The organism is Arthrobacter antibioticus, assembly GCF_030063205.1.
In the GTDB taxonomy this organism is placed as follows: domain Bacteria; phylum Actinomycetota; class Actinomycetes; order Actinomycetales; family Micrococcaceae; genus Specibacter.
Map to the genome: position 1 here is coordinate 186,335 of NZ_JASISQ010000003.1, position 21,174 is coordinate 207,508.

18 protein-coding genes are annotated in these 21,174 nt (G+C 59.0%); 8 read left to right on the forward strand and 10 right to left on the reverse strand.

Annotated elements, in window-relative coordinates; translation table 11 throughout:
• Positions 1 to 14 precede the first annotated feature (14 nt).
• Complete coding sequence (locus tag QMG40_RS08310) at positions 15 to 1,007, reverse strand: stage II sporulation protein M (RefSeq protein WP_283530415.1); 993 nt, start codon at positions 1,005 to 1,007, stop codon at positions 15 to 17.
• Positions 1,008 to 1,057: 50 nt separating this feature from the next.
• Between QMG40_RS08310 and QMG40_RS08315 the strand changes: the two genes are divergently transcribed.
• The gene (locus tag QMG40_RS08315) at positions 1,058 to 1,858 is read left to right on the forward strand and encodes an RDD family protein (RefSeq protein WP_283530418.1); all 801 of its coding nucleotides are present in this window, start codon (positions 1,058 to 1,060) and stop codon (positions 1,856 to 1,858) included.
• Between the two features lie 37 nt (positions 1,859 to 1,895).
• Here QMG40_RS08315 and QMG40_RS08320 read toward each other — a convergent pair whose 3' ends face one another.
• The 5 genes from QMG40_RS08320 to QMG40_RS08340 all read right to left on the reverse strand — a co-directional run bounded on the left by QMG40_RS08320 (position 1,896) and on the right by QMG40_RS08340 (position 6,335).
• Complete coding sequence (locus tag QMG40_RS08320; RefSeq protein WP_283530420.1) at positions 1,896 to 3,128, reverse strand: L,D-transpeptidase; 1,233 nt, start codon at positions 3,126 to 3,128, stop codon at positions 1,896 to 1,898.
• Between the two features lie 139 nt (positions 3,129 to 3,267).
• Positions 3,268 to 4,083, reverse strand: coding sequence for an MBL fold metallo-hydrolase (locus QMG40_RS08325; RefSeq protein ID WP_283530422.1), 816 nt, complete (start codon positions 4,081 to 4,083; stop codon positions 3,268 to 3,270).
• 72 nt (positions 4,084 to 4,155) lie between these two features.
• Positions 4,156 to 5,649, reverse strand: coding sequence for an adenosylhomocysteinase (ahcY, locus tag QMG40_RS08330; protein ID WP_283530424.1), 1,494 nt, complete (start codon positions 5,647 to 5,649; stop codon positions 4,156 to 4,158).
• A gap of 50 nt (positions 5,650 to 5,699) precedes the next feature.
• Positions 5,700 to 5,906 carry a hypothetical protein gene (locus QMG40_RS08335; RefSeq protein ID WP_343319777.1) on the reverse strand — a complete coding sequence of 69 codons (207 nt, stop codon included), beginning with the start codon at positions 5,904 to 5,906 and terminating at the stop codon, positions 5,700 to 5,702.
• 30 nt (positions 5,907 to 5,936) lie between these two features.
• On the reverse strand, positions 5,937 to 6,335 hold the full coding sequence (locus tag QMG40_RS08340; RefSeq protein ID WP_283530426.1) for a DUF3499 domain-containing protein: 399 nt from the start codon (positions 6,333 to 6,335) through the stop codon (positions 5,937 to 5,939).
• Positions 6,336 to 6,402: 67 nt separating this feature from the next.
• On the opposite strand from QMG40_RS08340, the gene QMG40_RS08345 reads away from it, so the two are divergent.
• Positions 6,403 to 6,945 carry a metallopeptidase family protein gene (locus QMG40_RS08345; protein WP_283530428.1) on the forward strand — a complete coding sequence of 181 codons (543 nt, stop codon included), beginning with the start codon at positions 6,403 to 6,405 and terminating at the stop codon, positions 6,943 to 6,945.
• A gap of 436 nt (positions 6,946 to 7,381) precedes the next feature.
• Here the strand turns inward: QMG40_RS08345 and QMG40_RS08350 are convergent, their stop codons facing one another.
• The 3 genes from QMG40_RS08350 to QMG40_RS08360 are packed head-to-tail and all read right to left on the reverse strand — an operon-like array spanning position 7,382 to position 13,387.
• Entirely contained in the window at positions 7,382 to 9,313 is a 1,932-nt protein-coding gene (locus QMG40_RS08350) for a DUF5719 family protein (RefSeq protein ID WP_283530430.1), read from the reverse strand.
• Complete coding sequence (locus QMG40_RS08355; RefSeq protein ID WP_349361614.1) at positions 9,306 to 12,920, reverse strand: glycosyltransferase family 2 protein; 3,615 nt, start codon at positions 12,918 to 12,920, stop codon at positions 9,306 to 9,308. Before QMG40_RS08355 ends, QMG40_RS08350 begins: the two co-directional genes overlap by 8 nt.
• On the reverse strand, positions 12,866 to 13,387 hold the full coding sequence (locus tag QMG40_RS08360) for a WhiB family transcriptional regulator (protein WP_283530435.1): 522 nt from the start codon (positions 13,385 to 13,387) through the stop codon (positions 12,866 to 12,868). The genes QMG40_RS08355 and QMG40_RS08360 overlap by 55 nt, the downstream gene beginning before the upstream one ends.
• A 375-nt stretch (positions 13,388 to 13,762) precedes the next feature.
• On the opposite strand from QMG40_RS08360, the gene QMG40_RS08365 reads away from it, so the two are divergent.
• Positions 13,763 to 14,545 (forward strand): TIGR03089 family protein, encoded by a 783-nt coding sequence (locus QMG40_RS08365; RefSeq protein WP_283530437.1) that lies wholly within the window; start codon positions 13,763 to 13,765, stop codon positions 14,543 to 14,545.
• Between the two features lie 56 nt (positions 14,546 to 14,601).
• On the opposite strand, the gene QMG40_RS08370 is transcribed toward QMG40_RS08365, so the two are convergent.
• The gene (locus tag QMG40_RS08370; protein WP_283530440.1) at positions 14,602 to 15,132 is read right to left on the reverse strand and encodes a GtrA family protein; all 531 of its coding nucleotides are present in this window, start codon (positions 15,130 to 15,132) and stop codon (positions 14,602 to 14,604) included.
• Positions 15,133 to 15,348: 216 nt separating this feature from the next.
• Between QMG40_RS08370 and QMG40_RS08375 the strand changes: the two genes are divergently transcribed.
• The 5 genes from QMG40_RS08375 (at position 15,349) to QMG40_RS08395 (ending at position 21,135) form a co-directional block, all read left to right on the forward strand.
• Positions 15,349 to 16,524 (forward strand): 5-(carboxyamino)imidazole ribonucleotide synthase, encoded by a 1,176-nt coding sequence (locus tag QMG40_RS08375; protein WP_283530443.1) that lies wholly within the window; start codon positions 15,349 to 15,351, stop codon positions 16,522 to 16,524.
• Between the two features lie 79 nt (positions 16,525 to 16,603).
• Positions 16,604 to 17,152, forward strand: coding sequence for a 5-(carboxyamino)imidazole ribonucleotide mutase (gene purE / locus QMG40_RS08380; RefSeq protein ID WP_283530862.1), 549 nt, complete (start codon positions 16,604 to 16,606; stop codon positions 17,150 to 17,152).
• Entirely contained in the window at positions 17,149 to 18,771 is a 1,623-nt protein-coding gene (locus QMG40_RS08385; RefSeq protein ID WP_283530445.1) for an LCP family protein, read from the forward strand. Before purE ends, QMG40_RS08385 begins: the two co-directional genes overlap by 4 nt.
• A gap of 100 nt (positions 18,772 to 18,871) precedes the next feature.
• Positions 18,872 to 20,131 (forward strand): mannose-6-phosphate isomerase, class I, encoded by a 1,260-nt coding sequence (manA, locus tag QMG40_RS08390; protein WP_283530447.1) that lies wholly within the window; start codon positions 18,872 to 18,874, stop codon positions 20,129 to 20,131.
• A complete protein-coding gene (locus tag QMG40_RS08395) occupies positions 20,128 to 21,135 on the forward strand; it encodes a lipid II:glycine glycyltransferase FemX (protein WP_283530449.1) in 1,008 nt (335 codons plus the stop codon). The genes manA and QMG40_RS08395 overlap by 4 nt, the downstream gene beginning before the upstream one ends.
• Positions 21,136 to 21,174 lie beyond the last annotated feature (39 nt).

The window sequence follows — 21,174 nt, forward strand, 5'->3', positions numbered from 1 at the left end:
CAACAGCGCAAGTCTCAGACTGAGCGCACGGAGGCTCCGGCGTCGTCCGCGTCAAGGTCACCGCTCTCCCCCGCCCGCACAGCCCGGCCACCAAGGATCAGCGTGTAGGCCCAGTACGCGGCAAGGACCAGCGCGCCAATGGCGATTTTAGCCCAGACCGGCAGGGAGCTGGGGGTGACGTACGCTTCCACCAGGCCCGAGACAAACAGCACCAGCACCAGGCCCGCAGCAACCGTGATCAGCGAACGCCCCTCCTTCGCCAGCGAATCCAGCCTGGTCCGCGGGCCCGGACTCACCCAGGACCAAAAGATCCGCAGCCCGGCCGCGGCGGCGATAAAGATTGACGTCAGCTCCATCAACCCGTGCGGCAAAATATAGCTGAAGAACACATCCCCGCGGTCAAAGGCGAACATGACGCCCGCGCTCATGCCAATGCTCTGGGCGTTCATGAAAATTGAGTACGGGATGAAGACTCCGGTGATGCCAAACGCCACACACTGGGCGGCAATCCACGCATTGTTGGTCCACACGGCCCCCGCAAATGAGGCAGCGGGGTTCTCCGAGTAGTAGTTCACAAAGTCTTTATCAACCAACTGTTGAAGCTGGCGATCACTGCCCAAAGCCGCCATCACGCCAGGATTTCCCGCGGTCCACAGCGCAAACAGCGAGCCTATGAGGACAAAGACCGCACCAACGATCAGTGTCAGCCACCGCAGCCGGTAAAAAGCAGCTGGCAAGGAGATGACAAAAAAGCGGGCTGTATCTACGAAGAAGTTCGATTTTGCGCCCGTGAAACGAGTCCGCGCATTGGCCAGAGTGGCCGATAACGACGCCGACAGTGCGCTCTCCGCCGCCACCGAGCGGATCAGTGAAAGCTGAGCTGAGACGCTTTGGTAAAGCTCCAACAACTCCTCGGCCTCAGCACCGCTCAGGCGCCGTTTTCGGGCAAGCACTTTCAGGCGCTCCCACTGCGGGGCGTGCACTGTTGTATAGGCATCCATGTCCATCCGACCCAGCCTATCGCTCGCAGAGCCCACAGCGTGGATAGACTGTTTTTATGTCCGCAATTATCACCGGTGAAGCCGTTGTCCTCGAGCTTCGGCCCGCAACTTTTGCTGCCCGCTCCCTCGCCACGGCCATCGACGTTACGGTCACGCTCATAGTTGGTTTGGGGCTGGTGCTACTTCTTGGCGCGCTACCGTTTCTGGTTGATTTTGCCGCGCTCCGAGCAATCGTCTTGGTGCTGGTAGTGACCCTGCTTGTGATTGTGCCCATCACAGTTGAGACCCTCAGCCGCGGGAAGTCGCTGGGGAAGCTTGCCATGGGCCTGCGCATAGTGCGGGACGACGGCGGATCCATCCGTTTCCGTCATGCCATGATCCGTGCGCTTTTGGCTGTGTTGGAGATTTATATGACGCTAGGTTCACTCGCTTGCCTTGTGTCGCTTTTCAACGAAAAATCCAAACGCTTGGGCGACATGCTGGCCGGGACTTACGCCATCCGTGACCGTTCGCCAAAGACCGTGCCGCTGCAAGTGGCGGTGGCACCTGAACTGGCTCAATGGGCAGCTCTATCAGATATTGGCCGCCTCCCCGACACGCTAGCGCGGCGTATCTCCATGTATCTAAGCCAGGGAGCGGCCATGGCTACCTCCTCACGCCATAGTCTTGGCGTGGAATTGGCGGAGGAGGCAAGCCGTTATGTGGCCCCGCTGCCGGCCCCGGGAACCGACCCAAGAGTCTTTTTATCGTCCTTGATTGCTGAACGCCGGGACCGCGAATTCAAACGAATGACACTAGCTGCCCAGAGGGCAAGCACAGTGCGTGCCCGGCTACAACGCCACGGTGTGCGCCACTAGAACTGCGTGCCGGAAGGCTCACTTGAGCTTTTTGCGCTCATCGAGAGGCGTACTGCTCAAATGGAATGTTCCAGTCTCCGAACCCGTCGGTAGGTGCAATAGTTTCATTCGGTGTGCCCACGGTGTGGACCAGGTCCCCGGCCCGCATGTTTTGGAACACCCAGCCCGCACCCTCAGCGGATAGGCCAATGCAGCCGTGTGAGAGGTTTGCAACCCCAAGATAGGGCATGGCGGATGCGGTGGCCTGGTGGATGAAAATACCACTCTTAGACAAGCGGGTGGCGAATTCAACATCGACTGAGCCGTAATCACCCGGGTCCCCTGGCTTCAAGCCAATGCTTGCAGCCTTGAAAGTTGCATACCGTTGTTTATCGGCTGTGACCACTATGTACCCGGAGGCTGAGGGGAATTCGGTATCACCCAAAGTAGCGCTAAAAGTCCGTGCAACCTTGTCATTGACCAGGATGCTCACGCTCATATTGGCTGCGTCAGCCTCCATCACCACCTTGTTGCCGATGTTGACGTTGTAGTTTTTGTTGAAGTTGGCGATCATCCCATTGCCAATATCGATCCCCAGCAACTTCATATCAACATTGACTTGTGAGTTGGCGGGCCAATAATCGGCCGCACGGTAACGAACCATCTGATCCGTGTACCACCTAAAAGCCCCTACTTGGCCAGTGCTGGTGGTGATCTTAATAGCGTTCTCGACGGCTTCCTTGTTCGCCACCGGTTCGCTGAAATTGAATTCCAGCGGCTGCCCAACGCCCACCGTTGAGCCGGCTCCCGGATACAGGATGGCGTCGGCCTCGTGTGAGGCAGGAACAGTGTTGAAGGTGCTCACTCGGTTGCTCTGATCGCCCTCCGGATTAACGACTGTAACGTCAAGGGTGTAAGCGGTGTCGAACTTAAGCGGAGTCTTTGAAGACCACTTGCTGCCGCTGGGATCTCGCTCCCCATCGATGACCTCACCGGTGGCGGTTTCCTTCAGGACAGCGTTATAAACTGTGCCGTTATCTACCACGGCCAAGACTTCCGAGACCGGGTTGACGAACGTTGCGTCCTTTTCAGGAGTCAGCACTACCGTGGCTGGTTCAGCCGCCACGGTAGGTGTGGGAGAGGCTTGGGCGCTTGTCGATGGCGCAGGAGCAGGAGCGCCCGTTGGTGTTGTACAACCAGCAACGCCCGTTGCAAGTCCAAAAACGACCAAGGAGACCAGCGCGATCCGCCACCCACGGCGGGGCGTCCGGCTCTCTTCCAACTCACCCATGCAAACTCCCCAATTCGGTGGACATATTCCACGATCGTCAACAGTGGCGCATGGCGCGCCAGCTTCCATTTTACGCCATATTCAGACGGATCCGAGCCTATATCACCTACACGGGCCAGTCGCAGGGTGCAATTGCCGCCTACAGCCCCACTGTTCCGCCATTTTTGATGTAGTGCAATTGTGCTTCCACAGAGAGCCGCGCGGCGGGCTCCAGATTCGCCGGTATGTCCCCGTAAACTACTGCACTTACCGCCTCAACTGAGGGCGTGCACCCGTTTTCTTTAGCCAAATATTCGACGGCGTTCCTCACCTGGGCAATCCGCTCACCCCTGTGGTTTTGATAGGCAAGAGCCGCCGCGGAGATATCAACCAAAACAGGTCCGTGCCCGGGCAGGCCTGCTACCGGGTTGCCTTCCGTGCCCTTTTCTTCGCCCCAGCTGCGCAACGTGGCGAGCGTGGTGAGGTAGTCCCCCAATGTTCCATCCGGGTAACAAATGACAGTGCTGGAGTTGCCAAGGATCGTGTCTCCAGTGAGCACCATCCGCTCGGTCCGCTGTCCCGGGTGCGCTGGCTGATCCGGGTGCGCTGGCTGGTCCGGGAGCTGCGGCAACTCTGCGGAAATGGCGAAACACACTGAGTCGCTGGTGTGACCTGGGGTGGCGAGTACTTCAATGGTGAGGCCCGCCGCCTGGATGAGCTCGCCGTCGTACAAGGGTTCTGAATTGTGGCAAAACTCCGCGCGGGCCGCGCGCACGGGCGCTCCCGTGAGTTCGTGCAGGGCGGCACTTCCATCGGTGTGGTCGCCATGGTGATGGGTGATAAGAATCAGCTCTACCGCACCGGTTGCGGCCAGCTGGGCCAAGTGAGAGTCCAGGTGCGGGCCAGGATCAACTACCACCAAAGCGGCGGATTCGGGGGCGGAAAGCACGTAAGAGTTCGTCCCGTCGAGAGTCATAGGCCCAGGGTTCTCAGCCCTCCGCCGTCGCGCAAGAGTTCCAATATCTTCCCAGCGAGTGCTCATCAGTTCCTAGTATCGGTAGTGGTTGGGCTTGTACGGTCCGGCCGGATCCAGGTCCAGGTACGAGGCTTGGTCCTCGCTTAGGACGCTCAGCTGCACACCCAGAGCGGCGAGGTGCAGTCGGGCAACCTTCTCGTCAAGGATCTTGGGCAGCACATAAACCTCTTTGGCATATTCGGAGGTTTTAGACTTGGTAAAGATCTCAATCTGAGCCATGACCTGGTTGGTGAAGGAATTGCTCATGACGAACGATGGATGCCCGGTGGCATTGCCCAAGTTCAGCAAACGCCCCTCGGATAAGACAATAATTGAGCGCTCCGCGGCGGATCCTGCGGCGAAGACCCATTCATGGACTTGCGGTTTGATCTCTACTTTTTCGGCGCCGTCGAGCTTGGCCAGGCCTGACACGTCAATCTCATTATCGAAGTGGCCCACGTTGCCAACAATGGCCTTATTTTTCATTTTGAGCATGTCAGCAGCCATGATGATGTCTCTGCCGCCGGTTGTTGTGATAAAAATATCGCCGTGGGTCAGCACCGTGGCCAGGGTTGTGACTTGGTAACCATCCATGGCCGCTTGCAGGGCGCAGATGGGATCGATTTCTGTGACGATGACCCGAGCGCCCTGTCCACGAAGCGCCTCGGCTGCCCCCTTGCCAACGTCACCGTAGCCGCAAACGACGGCCACTTTTCCTCCAATAAGCACATCCGTTGCACGCATGATCCCATCAGGCAAGGAATGCCGAATCCCATACTTGTTATCGAATTTCGACTTTGTCACCGAGTCATTGACATTGATGGCCGGGAAAAGCAGTTTATCTTCGGCCGCGAGCTGATACAGCCTGTGAACGCCCGTGGTAGTTTCTTCGGTGACCCCGTGGATCTCCGCGGCAATACGTGTCCATTTCAGCGGGTCGCCAGCGAGGCTCTCACGCAGAACCGAGAGGAACACAGCGCCTTCTTCAGACTCTTCCGCTGACGTAGGCGGAACTTTTCCGGCTGCCTCGAATGCGGCGCCCTTATGGACAAGCATGGTGGCGTCTCCGCCGTCGTCAAGGATCATGTTCGCACCCTTGGAGGGGTCAGCGTCGGCTCCAGGCCAGGTCAGAATCTGCTCAGCAGTCCACCAATACTCGGCCAAAGTCTCGCCTTTCCAGGCAAAGACCGGGACCCCTGTTGGACGCTGGGGACTGCCGCCGCCCACAACTACTGCGGCGGCCGCTTCATCCTGGGTGGAGAAGATATTGCAGGAGGCCCAGCGAACCTCGGCGCCCAGGGCCGTCAACGTTTCAATGAGCACAGCTGTTTGTACGGTCATATGCAAGGAGCCGGCAATGCGGGCACCGTGCAGTGGCAAGGTGTCCTTGTATTCCTCGCGCAGGCTCATCAGACCGGGCATTTCAAACTCCGCTAGGCGAATTTGGTGGCGGCCAGCGGCGGCTAGAAAAAGGTCTGCCACCTTGTATTCGGAAGGCGTCAGTGGCACTGGTTCAGAGGCGCTCATGCGGAATGTCCTTTACGGGTCGAAGTCCGGCAATCAGGGTGCGCTGAGGATTACGCCGTGGTTTGTTCTGGCCGCAGCAACAGAAGAATGCCTTCATCAATGGAGTATCGCAGAGGGCTACCCTCAGGCCCATTCGCGGAACTGATGAGCTCCTCGCCTTCTTGCACCAAGGTGGAGCCGGTGACGGGGCAGCGCAGTATCGGCAACAATTTTTCGCTAATTTTCGCCATGATCTTCCATTCCTCTGGATTATTCATACCGGTCTCATTATTCATACCGGTCTCGGATTAGTCGCGCAGGATGCGCAAATGCCCTCGCCGGCCCGTATTTGAACCGTCGTGAGCTTGGGTCGGCGGTTCAAGGGTGCCACGATATTCACGTCTGGCTGAACTAACATCGGCGTCGGCAGGCTCAGAGTTTGCGGCCTCTCGCACGGCATCAGCCAGAGCTAGAAGGTCATCCGGGCCCGGGACGGGCAGCTTATCTGACCGGGCAAGATGAATGACGTCCCAGCCCAAAGGGACTGTGAGCCGGGCGGAGTGTTTGGCGCATAAATCGTAGCAATGCGGTTCGGCATAGGTCGCCAACGGACCCAAAACTGCTGTTGAATCTGCATACACGTACGTCAAAGTGGCCACGGCCGACTCACGGCAGGCTGATCGAGTGCATTGACGAAGGGTTCCCACGGTTCCCAAGACTACCCTTACCGCGGCGATATTTCCCCTTGTCCCCTCCCGGGCCTAGAGTGAAATGATGGAGTTCAATGCCCGGCACAGCGAACACTCGCTCACCATATCCCTGGATTCAACTGGTTCCGCCCCTGGTCAGCCCGCCCCAGCGAAAACCCGCCCGTTTCTGCGCCGACGCCGCGACAGGCATGGCAGGGGGCTTCGTGGCCCGCTAGTACCTGCTTCACTGCCCGCCGCACGCACACGGGGTGAACAGTTTGAAGACCTCGTTGTTGACTCGGCCGACCGTCTGCGCAGTCTCTGGCCAGAGGCACTGGCGACCGTTGAATATTTGGTGGAGGAAGTTCCCGATCAATTGGAAGCTCTCATCGCATCCGGCGCCCAAGCACCGTTGGGCAAGTACACCCGCGGTACTCTTTCCGCACCGGATATTCTTGCCACGCCCCCTGTCATAGCCATTTATCGTCACCCTGTCGAGGTTCTGTGCGATACCCCGGGGCAGGTGCGGGAGCTGGTGCATGAAGTGATGGTTGAACAGGTTGCGGGCTTGCTAAACATGGATCCAGGCTCCGTAGACCCGCTGTTCGGCCGCTTCCGTGGCCTCTGACGCTCACTCACTCCACGTCGTGTTTCGGTGGACGCTCGCTCACTCCACGTCGACTTTAGGCTGACGCTCGCTCACTCCACGCCGTGTTTTTCTGGACGCTCGCTCACTCCACGCCGAGCAGGCCAAGACATGGCCAGCGCTCGCCAGATATTCGGGAACGGCCTGCGGCCAAAAAAATATGGCAGCTCACCATCTACCGGACCTTTATGGCCTTTACTATCGGAGGCAGGGGCTGGTACCCCCGCTCACAACACGCGTCCAGAGCCCCTGTCATTGCGACGCGGAGTGAGCGAGCGTCCAGAAAAACACGACGTGGAGTGAGCGAGCGTCCAGAAAAACACGACGTGGAGTGAGCGAGCGTCCAGAAAAACACGACGTGGAGTGAGCGAGCGTCCAGAAAAACACGACGCGGAGTGAGCGAGCGTCGGGGTGGGGGTCAGTAACCTAACGTGAGGTTGATTGCCTGGGCGCCAGCTGATGTACCCACGATCGGCAAAACAGCAATATTGGCCGAGTCGGCAGTGCCCAGTAATTGTGTGCCATAACTGGGAGCCCCCGAAGCGGAGACCAAAACGGCTGCGGTTCCGGAGCCCAGCAGAGCTGAGGGATCCACCGTTACAGTATTTCCGGCCTTGAGCTTCACTTCCTTGCTCACACCCAGTACCCCCTTCTCGGAGATTGGTACAAGGTTCACTGTGGCGCCATCATCCGGAGCAGAAAATACTAAACTTGAGGTTGCATTTTGCGGCAAAGAGACAAGATGCGTGTCCCCAAGCCGTGCTGCTGAAGGCACAAAAGCCATATCAACGGCGTCGCCCTCTTTAGTTGAATTGACCAGTCGCACAGTGGCTGCCACGGCCTCGTCGGCACGCACGCTAAGGGAATACGTTCCCTTAGCCAAACCCGCCAAAGAGAGCTGATTGACTTTGCCTGCGACGGCGGTGAACACGCCACCGTTAGGCAACGCCACCTGCCCCTCCGGACCGTATGCCTTGACCTCCACAACCGAGTCACGCAAACCAGGCACCGTCACTGTCAATGCCGTGGTGGCATCCTCATACCCTGCCTGGGCAGAAATTTTTGTTGCGGCACCCGGGTCCTGAACACGCACACCGGGAATGACCAGTGCTGAGGACGGTGCCTGTACGGGAGCCAAATAATCGATGCCTCCGGGTGTCAGACCGCGCAGGATCGACTGCTGGATCACGGCGCTCACAGCGCCTCCGGCACTCTTTAGATGAACGCTGAGAAGTTCTTGGTCAGGGGCCAGACCTGAAAGCACCACTGAACGGACGGTGCCTGCATCAATCACCAAACCCTTGCCAGCAGGTGCTTGCAACGGCCCATTGCCGCTGAAAAACTCAAGTGAGACTGTGGCAGGGCTCTGCGATGAATTAGAGATGACAAGAATAGCCGTCCGCCCTACCGTTGTACTTGCACCCGAGAGCCACAACTCGTTCGACGGCGTTTGGCAACTCGCGGCAGCCAACCCGGCAAGGTCCCCGTCGGCGGCATCAACCACGACGGAACCACTTCCTCGAGAAGCTTCTTCGCCCAGCGGCTGCAAGCGCAGTACCGAAGACGCCTGCATTGACTTTCCACGCACCACCTCGGCCCGCGCCTTGGGCTTACCCGTCATAGCACTGGGGCTGGGCGCCGCACTTGCAGGCGCCTGCGCCACAGTGAAAAGTGGCGTAGATTTCCCGTCGAGAGACTGCACTTCGGCACCCGGTAGATCACCCGTGGAACCGCTGAGGACAACCGCATCGAGCAGAGTATTGGTGGATGAGGGACTGGCTGAGAACTCCGGATCCGCTCCCACCGCCGACCCAGCCAGCAGCTGAGTGGGCCCCTGACAGTTGGCCGAGGTTTCACCGACCGGCAACGGGTGCGGAACCGGCGTAGTCTCGGTGGTGGCATCGGCGCCCGGATATAAAGTACCGGCACCCACTACTCCAACAGCCAGAGCTAGTGTGGCAACACCTGCCAAAACGGCAGGCCAACGACGGCGGACCTTGCGTTGGGAGTGCCGCACACTTTGCGTCGTGGCAAGCTTAACTTCTCCGCGCTTTTTCTGCTCATCAGCAGCAGCAGTTTCAGAACCGCTGGCAGTATCAACATGCCCAACCGTCTTTTTCTTCGGTTTAGCTGCCTGCTTTGATGCGGCCTTTTTTTGGGCAGCCGCAACCTTCTTTGCAGCCCTTTCAGGCACATCAGCCTTCTTAGGCACAGCAGCGCCCCCCGACCCGTCCTTAGGCAGTGTCGGTTGGGTCACCGGTGGCCCTGATTCGTTGGGAACTGCCTTTTCCGGCAGTGACTTGCTGTCAGGGATATTATCCTCTGCGCCGCTGTCCTTGATCTCAGGCACCTCTACCAACCTTTTGCAATGATGCTTCATCTCTATACGCTCCGGTGCGGCCACGCCGCGCACGCACTGGCAGGGCCAGCAACAGTGTCAGCCCAAAGAGGACCAGCTGTACCAGGGCCATCACCGCGCTCATCGGATGAACGTAACGTATTTCCAAATACCCTTGTGTTTGGGGTAATTCAAAGGCTTGCGCCCAGCCTGCCGTGACTGCTTTGAGCTGTTTGCCATCCAGCCATGCCTGCCAACCTGGGTCAGAGCGTTCCGCCAGCACCACGCGCCGCTCCGGTTCACCTGCCGGGATGTCGGTGGCAACATTTTGTCCCTGCGAATCCACCGGCGCTACTGCTGCACCTTGTGCATCTACGAGCCTGACTCGATTGACGACGTCGGTCAGTCCGGCAGTTTTGTAGTTCGGCTTCACGCGCCACAGCCACCCAGATTCCGTGGGCCCAACTGTGGCCAAACCTGGAACTGCTTCCAACTCTCCTGCCAGGAGCTCCGCTGCAGTGTCGCCTTGGCGCAGCACAACGAAGCCCACCCCCAGTTCTACTAGCCCTGCCCGTGGGTCAAGTCCCGATTTCGAGACCATCGCGGCCACACTATCTGCCAATGCTGTTGTTGCAGCATCACTTTCCAGAACTACTTCTGAACCAAGGTCACCGGTGATGCGGGCTGCGGAGGCAATGCTTGATAGATCATCCAACGTTGTTCCAGAACCCTGCATCAATGTTGCCTGCACGCCACCTTCGGGCTTGACTGACATGACGATGGCGCGGCTTGCTTCAGGTCCTGCCCCGCGGTCGGCTGCTGTGGCTGGGATGGTTCCTGCCGTGACGGCCTGGGGCAGGAACGGACCTGTCAGAGCAGAGGCATTGTATTCACCAGTGGCCTGCTGCACACCCCAGAGCCCCAAACTGGCCAAAGGTGCGCCAACAAGGAGTACTGAAAGCGTCACAGCCATGCCTCTAGCAATTCGATGCTGCTCGGAGCCCTTTCCGGCCGGCCTGGCTGGCTCCAAGACTCCGCGTTCGGTGGCGCGTTTGCTCTTGCCACCCTGCAGGCGCAGGCTGGAATCAACACTGCGATAGCTCGGGTCCCAGGCACGGCGGTGCAGGGCATCAAAGCCCAGCATGGCCGCACCCAGCAAAGCGAAGAATGCAAGGGAGATGGCAGGTCCGTTGTACGGGGTAACTAGTGTCACGCCGTCGAACGCCACGGCAATGAACTTTCCGGCATAGGCGGCTGCAAGGGCCAGCAGCGCCACCACCCAGAGCGTGCGCACGGTTGAGCCGCGCCGCAGTGGAAACAACAGAGCCGCCACCGCCGCCACAACCACCGGCGCACCGATGATGAACACAGCTACCCAGGTCCACCATGGGGCTGAAGCAAAAGCACTCAACCCGACGAGTCCGGAGCTGGCGTCCAGTGTCTGCGGGAAACCCAGGAGTTGTTGCCACAGCGGGCCCGGATTCGTGGCCAGCGGGACCCCGGGATCGGCCAGAAGTGCACGCGGATTTCCCCATGCAGACCAGATAAAGGGGGCAAACAGGGCAGCCGATGGCACCAACGCCCACCAAATCGTCCTGCCGCGGCGTCCCAACAACAATGCCGCAGTCAGAATTCCAAGCACAGCAACGGGAAGCAAACTTGGAGAAGCAGCGCTGACAACGGCAAGTGCCAGACCCGACGCTGCAGCCGCCGTCCACGACGGATTGCCGTCAATACCCGGGCGTCCCATTTTTGAGATTGCTCCGGTGCCGGAGCTTGCGGTGGCGCCAGGAATGATCACCGCGGCAACTGCCGGGGCAACGGCGCCACCCACGGCCCTGATCAGACCCAACATCACCAGGGGAATAAGAACGTGGGCTACCAGCGCACCAACGCGCCCCTGTCCCATGGCGACAAGCAAAACCGGCGCACCAGCCCAGGCAAGTGCGCCCACAATGCGAGGCCACCGTTGCAAGGTGAGTGCTCCAACGCCAAGCCAGGCTGTGATCCCGGAAAGCGGAAGCGCTAACAGGACCAGCCACAGCACCGCAACAGAGCCATTGCCGCCGGAGCTGAGCAGTGTCAAAACGAAGTTAAAGGGATTGCCACGGCCGGGCAGACCAGAGCCGAGGGAAACCCACCAACCAGTGGCGTTCTGCCACACCTGTCCGAGCTGTTCAGAGAGCGGAAGCATGGCACCCCCGGACAATGCCGAGACACCCAGGAACCGGGACAAAACACTCAAAGAAAGGATCACAAGCAGTGCTGTCAAGGCCAGTGCACTGACAATTGGTGCCGTCTTTATGGCAGCCAATGGTGCCACCGTTTCCTGGTGGGCTTCCCCTGTTGGTTCCAGAATCGAGGGACCGTTCAGCGCATTTTCTTCGATTTCTTCATCGGGGCCAACGGATTCGCGCAGCATCTTCAAATGCGCACGCGCAACCCGTCCATCAACAAGTAGCCCTTTGTGCACGGAGCGCGGCTTTCGCCGCTGTCCAGCCAATGCCTTGCGGCTCCGGTGCAACGTAATGGGACGGACAATGCCAGCACACGTAGCGGCAAACATCCGCAGCGCATGCCCCGGTGCTTTCAAAACGAAACCGGCTATCAACCAGTAGATAGCCGCAAAAAATGTGCCGATGGCCAGGAATGGAACGGCCCATGCTTGGGCGTGTTTGAGCCGTAAGAAAATTCCGGCTTTGCGAGCGGCTACGGCAGATCCCATGCCATTGGGCCTGTTCACTACGTGGAACATCCGGGCGTTGGGAACAATCAGGACCCTGTCCCCGGCCAGACGAACACGGGCACAAAAATCCAGATCGTCTCCGGGGCCCGGCAAAGCGGGGTCAAAGCCACCCAGTTTTTCAAAGACATCTCTGCGAACCAACATACCGGCCGTATTGACGGCGAACATGTCCGCTCGGTCGTCGTACTGGCCCTGGTCTTGTTCATCAAGGCCCACGAGGGAGAACCGATCAAACCATTGGTTTGTCCAAAGCCCGACGTCGACAAGTCGCCTGTGATTCTCCCAGTCAAGTTGTTTACACCCAACAACAGTGGCTGTGGTGGCCCGCTCGGTGGCCTCCAGGAGTAGTTGCAACGCATCGGGAGCAGGGACGGCGTCGTCTTGGAGCAGCCAGATCCACTCATCAGCCGAAGATGTCCGAGTTTCTACAACGGCAACTGCACTGCTGCCAGAGTTGCTGGAATCTGAGCTGTCCGCCTCAGGGCTGGAGGCGGCTGAGCCGGTGGCACCGGAAGCGGCGGCTGTGCCAGCGTGGTTTTGCCGTCCGGTTGTAACCAAACGGGCTCGCTCAAGACTCTGGTGTTTGAGGACCGCATCAACCCCAGCACCATAACCTTTGCGTCCATCAAGTGAAATGACGTTGCGCTCGCCCAAATTTTCACGGAGCAACTCCCCGGAGTTGTCCGTTGAGCCTGCATCTGCAGCCAAAACATAGTCGGCGCAGCGTGTTTGTTCGGCAAGTGCCGATAAGACTGCGGGAAGATAGGCACCGCCGTTGTGGGCAACCAGAACGGCCGTGACTTTTACTGCTTCAAGAATTAGACCGCTCGCTTCCGCAGCCGCCGGCGCTCTCGCTCCGACAGTCCGCCCCAGATTCCAAACCGCTCGTCATTGGCTAGAGCGTATTCAAGACACTGCGTCTTGACGTTGCAGGCGCCACAAACCTTCTTGGCATCCCGAGTGGAACCACCCTTTTCAGGGAAGAACGCTTCTGGATCAGTTTGTGCGCACAATGCATCAGTCTGCCAGCCTAGTTCACCTTCGTCGCTGAAATCTTCAAGCTTAGGGTGCAATCCAATCCAAATCGGTTCGTTATCCAAACCTTGGACTGGCGCCAGCTGGGCAACAGCCAGCTCATCATCCTCATGCAAAGTAAGGAAAGCCGTCGCCGCATCCTCGCGCGTTTGAGCGTTTTCACGTTCATGAAAAGCAGCCGCACCGGGGTCTGCGGGGTCCACATACCAGTCAGTGGGTACCCCACGGGAGAGTTGAGCGGTGCCGCCCTGAGTCTCCACGGAATCATTTTGTAGTTTTGCCACACTCAGCTGAGCTTGCCCCATTGTCATCCTCCTGAATGTTGCCGCCAATGCTGTGTTCCGAATCTTCGGTTCCGCATCGTGCGGATTACAGTGCCAATAACAGCGGTTCGTGGGTCTAATTACATCCATGTAAGTCTCCTACGTCAAGCGGGAGGCGATCATATCCACTACTGAGCATGATCTTCCTGCACGCCACGCCCGGCAATTACATACCAATACATCCGCGTATTCGCGCCGCTAATTGCGGAAAAACCTCTCAGATTGGCGGGACTGAGGCTTTTTTTCATGTTTTCAAAGATTCATCTCAACTTTGGTGTCATACAGATCACATAAGCCGTGAAGTTCATCCAAACGATGGAGATGCACAAAGCCACAGACATGGAAAGATAAGGAACCATGAACCCCCGCCCGAAATCCCCCAAATATCCGCAGACCCCCACGCAGCTCCTGACATCCTTGAGAACCTGGAACGCAACCTCACCCAGGCTCTCCTGGTACGGACCGGATTCTGAACGTGTTGAGTTCTCCGGGCGCGTGTTGGATAACTGGGTTGCTAAGACGGCCAACTACCTAGTTGACGAGCTCGACGCCGAACCCGGCACTGTCATCTGCCTTGACCTTCCGCTGCACTGGCGGACTTTTGTTTGGCTGCTTGCCACGTGGGCTGTGGGGGCAACAGCCGTGAGTGCATCCGATCAGCTTGCCGGATCACCATCCGCGACCGCCGCAGATATTGTGGCCACCACTGATCCCGTCGGCACCCAAGAGTTGTTGGCGGCAGCCAAGCCCGCACCCCTGATCGTGGCCGTGGCCCTGCCTGCCCTTCAAATGCGCTGGCTCGGTGAGCTTCCTGCCCGGACCCTTGATTATTCCGGGGATGTACGGGCTCATGCGGATGAGTTCTTCGCCGATGATTCGCCAGCCCCCAACGACGTTGCATGGCGTCACAATTCCGCGGCCACCAGCTACGAACAGCTACTGGCGCCAGAAGCAGAACCCGCCCCGGAGACACAGGCTCCCTCTCCCCAGCGGGTGCTGCTTGAAGTGCGTGCCGGATGGGAGGCAGTGGTACCTGCGGCACTGAAAGTGTGGGCAGAAGGGGGTTCGGTTGTCCTGCTCGACGCCGGTGTGGAACCCACAGACCATCTGCGCGCCAGTGAGCAGATCACCCGGGGCTAGGCCGGGGACCACAGAGGGGCTAGCCATTTCTGACTAGCCCCGCTGTGACGACTGCTCTAAACCTCGTGCCCGGAGCGCCCTGGGCGCCCTGACGGGTCAGATTCGAGTAGTTGATGGTCGCCGGCGAACCCGGGATCCTCGTCCAGCTCTTCGGTAAATACCCAGAACCTGTAGGCGAAGAACCTAAAGATGGTACCCAGGACCAGGCCAATGACGGAGCCGGCAATGACATCGGCATAGGCGCTGTCGAAGCCCAAGACCCAGTGGGAGATGTACACACAAGCAGCAGCGATGCCAAGACCGATGCCGTTCATAATGATGAAAAGAACCACTTCGCGCAGGATATTGGCTTGGCGACGGTGGCGGAAAGTCCAGTAGCGGTTGGCAAGCCATGAGAAAACTGTTGCCACGGCCGCTGCAATGATCTTGGCTTTGGTGGGGTGCCCGCCCATGCTGCCACTCAGCAGCCACAGATATATGCCCGTGTCGATGACAAAAGCTACACCGCCGACCACCCCGAATTTGGCGACTTCGCGCCAAAATAGGCCCAATAGGCCCTTGATGCGGTTGGTGATTGTTTGGTACATGGTCCTCCGTTGACTATGGGCCAAAACGGACAGTTCACGTCGCAGCCTCCATAAAATACTAAGCCCTCCATGAGCGCAAAACGTCCGCAGGGGGTTTCAAAGTACTGGGAATTAGCACACAGTTCCCTGTTAGTAAAGGCTTAGAACAGGGTTGGGACAGGAGCGCGGGAGCGGCCAAGGCATGGAACAGGGCAGAGTTTCGGTACGCTGGGGACTGTGACTTTTCCTGTAATCGGTGTTGTGGGCGGTGGGCAGCTTGCCCGCATGATGGCCCCAGCAGCCGTGGCCCTTGGTTTTGAATTACGAGTTCTTGCAGAATCTCCTGACGTGTGTGCCGTGCCCGCCGTGGCAACAGCACCGGTGGGTGACTACACGGACCTGGATATTTTGCGTGATTTTGCGCGTGGCGTTGACGTGCTCACCTTCGATCACGAACATGTCCCGAGCGCTCATTTGCAGACCCTTATTGCTGAGGGGGTGAACGTCCAGCCGCGCCCCGATGCGTTGATCAATGCCCAAGACAAGCTCGTCATGCGTGCCGCCATTGAGCGGCTCGGCCTGCCCAACCCGGCCTGGGCAGCCGTGGAATCCGTGGCAGACATCACCACCTTTGGCGACACCCACGGTTGGCCCGTGGTGCTGAAGATGCCGCGCGGCGGCTACGACGGCAAGGGCGTGGCCTTCCTGCGCAACGCCGACCACGCCGCCGAGTTTGCCGGGGATTGGTTCGCCGCCATGAGCCCGTTGCTCGTGGAGGAGGTTGTTGACTTTTCCCGCGAGCTCTCGGCCCTTGTGGCCCGCACTCCCTCCGGCGAGGCCAAGGCGTGGCCCGTGGCCGAATCCATCCAGGTGGCAGGGGTGTGCGACGAAGTCATCGCCCCCGCGCCGGGCATTGCCGACGACGTCGCCACCCAGGCGCAGCAGGCTGCCCTGACGATCGCCAGCGAGCTGGGCGTCACCGGCGTCATGGCCGCGGAGCTGTTCGAGACCCCCGGCCGCGGCCCCGGCTACCTCGTCAACGAACTGGCCATGCGCCCGCACAACACCGGCCACTGGACCATGGATGGGGCCGTGACAGGACAATTTGAGCAGCATTTGCGTGCCGTTCTGGACCTGCCGCTGGGTGACACCGCGGCGCTGAGCCCCATAGTGGTCATGAAAAACTTTCTTGGCGGCGCCAACCAGGACCTCTTCAGCGCCTACCCTGCGGCGCTTGCCGCTGAACCCACGGTGAAGGTGCACAGTTACGGCAAGGCAGTGCGGCTTGGCCGTAAGATTGGTCACGTTAACGTGATTGGTTCAGCGGACGACGACGTCGCTGGCGTCCGCGCCCGCGCCACCACCGTGGCAAACATCATCCGAGACGGAGCAAAAGGAACCCTCAATGACTGAAAAGTCCGCCCAGGCCGCTGACAGTGCACTAAATAGTGCACCAACCGCTTCACCTGGCAAGGCGCTCGTTGGCGTTGTTATGGGTTCCGATTCTGATTGGCCCGTTATGGAAGCAGCGGCGGCGGCGCTCAGTGAATTTGGTATTGAGTTTGAAACTGATGTTATTTCAGCACACCGCATGCCCACCGAAATGATTGCGTATGGGCAAAACGCTGCCGCCCGAGGCATTCGTGTCATCATTGCCGGTGCCGGCGGCGCTGCCCACCTGCCCGGTATGCTCGCCTCCGTCACAACGCTTCCGGTGGTGGGTGTTCCTGTCCCGCTAAAAACCCTTGATGGCATGGATTCCTTGTTGTCCATAGTCCAAATGCCTGCGGGAGTTCCCGTGGCCGCTGTTTCCATTGGTGGTGCTCGCAATGCCGGGCTGCTGGCAGTGCGCATGCTGGCCGCCGGCACCGACGATTTGGCAACCACCTTAACCACCCAACTTGCCGCGTTCGCACAGTCACTGAAGAGCCAGGCGTCCGCCAAGGGTGCGGCACTGCGTGAAAAAGCTGGGAGCGCCTACCCGTTGGCAGTTGTGCCGCAAACGGACACCACTGCGAAAGCCGTGGGCACCAACACATGAGTTTCAGCAGCCCCAAGGTGTCCAGGGCCTCGAATCGTCCGCCCCTGTTGACTAACCCGGTCCGCTACCCGGAACCGGCGTCTGCACCAGTGCGTTCAAAAAGGGCTTGGTTCCTGTTGCTGCTGACATTATTTGTTCCTGGTTCCGCCCAAGTAGTTGCCGGGGATAAGCGTTTTGGTCGTCTGGCCCTGCGCTGTACTTTTACCCTCTGGGCATTGGTGATTGCCGCCGTCGTACTAGGAATTCTCAGCCGCGAAACCCTGCTGAACCTATTTTCCAACCCATGGACCTCACTGCTGATCATTGTTTTGATAGCGGCTGTGGCAGTGGGCTGGGCCGTGATGTTCCTCAATACTTTGAGAATTATCAAACCCGCCCTGCTGGCACCAGGAATGCGTGCCATGGTAAGCGGGGCGCTGGTTGTGCTCATGGCGCTCACCAGCGGCTCGCTGGGGTATGGGGCGTACCTGATCAATTCCGGTCGCAATGCCATCAACTCGATTTTTCAGGCCGGCCCGGACATGGTGCCGGTTGATGGGCGCTACAACTTTTTGGTCATGGGCGGCGACGCCGGTGAGGACCGCAGCGGCAGGCGCCCGGATTCAATCATTGTTGTCAGCGTGGACGCCAAGACTGGCCAGGCTGCAACCATCAGCATCCCCCGGAACTTACAGAACGCCCCGTTCTCCCAAAACTCTCCCCTCTGGGGCGTGTATCCGGATGGGTACAACTGCGGCGATAACTGCATCATCAACTTCCTTTACACGGATGTTACAAACAAGCACCCTGAGCTCTACCCGGACGCCCAGGACCCGGGCGCGGCTGCCATGATGGATGCCACTGGCGGAATTTTGGGACTAGAAGTCCAGGGCTATGTTCTCGTGGATATGGCCGGATTCTCCAACCTCATCGATGCCCTGGGCGGAGTCAAGGTCAACGCGGGTGGCTGGGTACCCATCAGCGGCGACGACGTCAACGGAACCGGCCAACATTTGCCTCCCACTGGCTGGATTGGACCCGGAGTACAGACCTTGGATGGCTACCACGCGTTGTGGTACGCCCGTTCGCGTCAATGGGTGCTTGAGTACAGCCGTAGCCAGCGCCAACAGTGCATCCAGGCGGCCATGCTGGCACAGATGGACCCGGCAACTGTGTTCACTAAATTCAATGCCATCGCGGATGCAGGCTCCAAGGTGGTGGAATCTGATCTAGCCGCCGGCCAGCTCGGCAGCTTCGTGTCCCTGGCTTTGAAAACCAAGGAACACAAGTTGGCCAGGCTAACAATTGGTCCCCCTGATTTCCCTCAAGACTTCCCCACCTACCCCGACTTTAACGCCATCCACCAGCGTGTTCAGGCCCTGCTAAACCCGAAACCAGCGCCCGAGGCTCCATCGGCACAGGAGACTTCCGCGACGCCAGATGCAGAGGTGGATGCTCCAGCCGGCGACCCAGCCGCGCCCGCTCCCGCACCCGAGGCCCCAAGCCAGGCCCCCGTACCCGGGCCAGCGGCACCGCCTGCGGATCTCACAGCCGAGTACCTGCAGCAGCTGGCCATCAACGGAGACGACGTGATGCTGACATCGCTCTTGGCCAACAACGGGAGCTGCTCTCCCGGTTAGAAGCCCGGGACTGGCGTCTTCACCCCCGGATCTTGGAAATACCTTGCCGCCCTTACTTTCAATCGATCTACAGCTTGTCTTGGACCAGGAGAAACTTAGTATGTTTGCACTGACCAACCTCACCCGTGACTATCCGTGGGGTTCTGCCACTGCCATTGCCGGGCTTTTAGGCACCACGCCAAGCGGTGGCCCGGAGGCTGAATTGTGGATGGGGGCACATCCTGATTCACCCTCAATTGCCAATACTCCCGAGGGACCTGTGGCACTTGATACGCTCATTGCCGAGCACCCCATCAGCACTTTGGGCGCGCAGGCGCATGCAGAGTTTGGCGCCCATTTGCCTTTCCTGGTCAAATTTCTTGCCGCCGAGCGCGCCCTGTCCCTGCAGGTGCACCCCACCAAGTCCCGAGCCAAGAAACGCTTCGCCGAGGAGGACGCTGCAGGTGTTCCGCGCGATGACGCTCACCGCAATTACAAGGATGTGAATCACAAGCCGGAGATGCTTCTGGCCCTGACGCAATTTGAGGCACTCTGTGGGTTCCGTCCCTGCTCCGAGGCTGCCCAACTCTTCCGCACCGTGGGCATGGCAATTGCGGCAACGGGTACGCGCGTGCCTGCGTTGCTGGATCAAATTCACAGGACATTGGATTCGTCCATGGCCGCACCCGCCGTGGTGCGGCAGGCGTTTGAAACAATTGCAGGCGGGGGTCAAGGAACGCGGACGTTGGTTGACCTAGCCGCCTCTGCCCTCAGCGCCACCGCCGAAGCCGGTGGTGACTTACCTTCTCCCCTGACTACTGTTATTGAACTGGCCCAGCAATACCCAGGGGACCCTGGTGTGCTGATCTCATTGTTATTGAATCGGGTCTCTTTGGCCCCCGGAGAAGCCATTTATCTGCCAGCAGGAAACATTCATGCATATTTGCACGGATTGGGTCTGGAGGTCATGGCCTCATCAGATAATGTGATGCGCGGCGGGTTGACGGGTAAACACGTTGATATTCCAGAGCTTCTGGAGACCGTGGACTTTACCCCTGGCGAGGCTCCAGTGGTCCCCACAAGAGTGACCGAGCTGGGCCAAAAGGTTTGGGAACCACCTTTCGCGGAATTTGCCCTCCAGCGCGTAGAGATTTCAGCGGACGGTGCACCTGTTCCGCTGGTCCAAAATGGTCCTTTGATAGTTGTGGCCGTATCGGGTTCAGTGCTGCTGGATTCCCCGCGTAGTGACATGGTTCTTGGCCGTGGCGACTCCGTGTTTATACCGGCCGCGGAGAATCCTGTCATGGTCCACCCGCACGCCAACGCTGCCGCGGAAACCTCTGTGGTCTTTGCAGTGACCTGCCAAGGATTTAACGCGTGAAACCTATACTTCAAACGGCTATTTGGGCGCAGTTCCAACGCAGCCTGGGTAAGACTGTCCACGAAGCGCAGGGGCCAGGCTGGAGTTTTGTGGCCCTCGAGGAAAAAACTCCGCTGGGCAAATATATTTACGTCCCCTACGGTCCGTGCGCCGACGGGGAAGCAGCACTGACCAAGGCGTTAAGCGCCCTGTACGCAGTGGCCAAGTCAGTACATGCCCAGTACGTGCGGGTGGAACCTGTTGCCGCTGGCCTGGGGGCTGACTACGATGCTGTTTTGAGGGCTCGTGGGCTGGTCCGGGCACCAACTGATATCCAACCGCATCTAAGCTGGAAAATTGATCTGCGCCAGGACGAGGCAGACATTCTCAAAGCAATGCGCAGCACCAGCAGAAACCTCTTTCGCAACATCCACAAAAAGGGTGTCAGCTTTGAGATTTCAACCGATCCGGCCCAGCTGCCGATCCTGCTTGGATTCTTGGGAAAGGTGTCCGGCAGGGCAGATTTCACAGCGCAAACTGATACTTACCTGACCAAGGCGGCGGAGGTACTTATGCCTGCCGGTGCCGCCAAACTTTTTATTGCACGCCTTGAGGATGGCACACCCATTGCCGCAGCACTGTCCTACGACACCGCGGATACCCGGGTTTACGCCCACGCCGCCGCTGACGACACCTACCGTAAACTCAATGCCGGTGTCCCACTGCTGGTAAGCATGGTCTTGGATGCCAAAGCATCGTCAATGACAGAGTTCGACATGTGGGGTGTGAGCCCCGAAGATGAACCCGACCACGCTTGGGCTGGTTTCTCCAGGTTCAAGCGCTCATTTGGTGGTGCCGAAGTGGCCTACCCCGGGACGTGGGATCGCCCTGTCAACCGGTTTATGTACACGGTCTATCTCTCTAGCCGGAAGACGCGTTCACTGGTGGGCACAGTACTGAAAAGCGCACGCAGCCTCACGGGACGTATCCGTAAACAACGGGGGAAGAACAGTTCCCCCAACTAAATCGGTGGGTTCTGAGTTTTACCAGAACCCACCGCACTG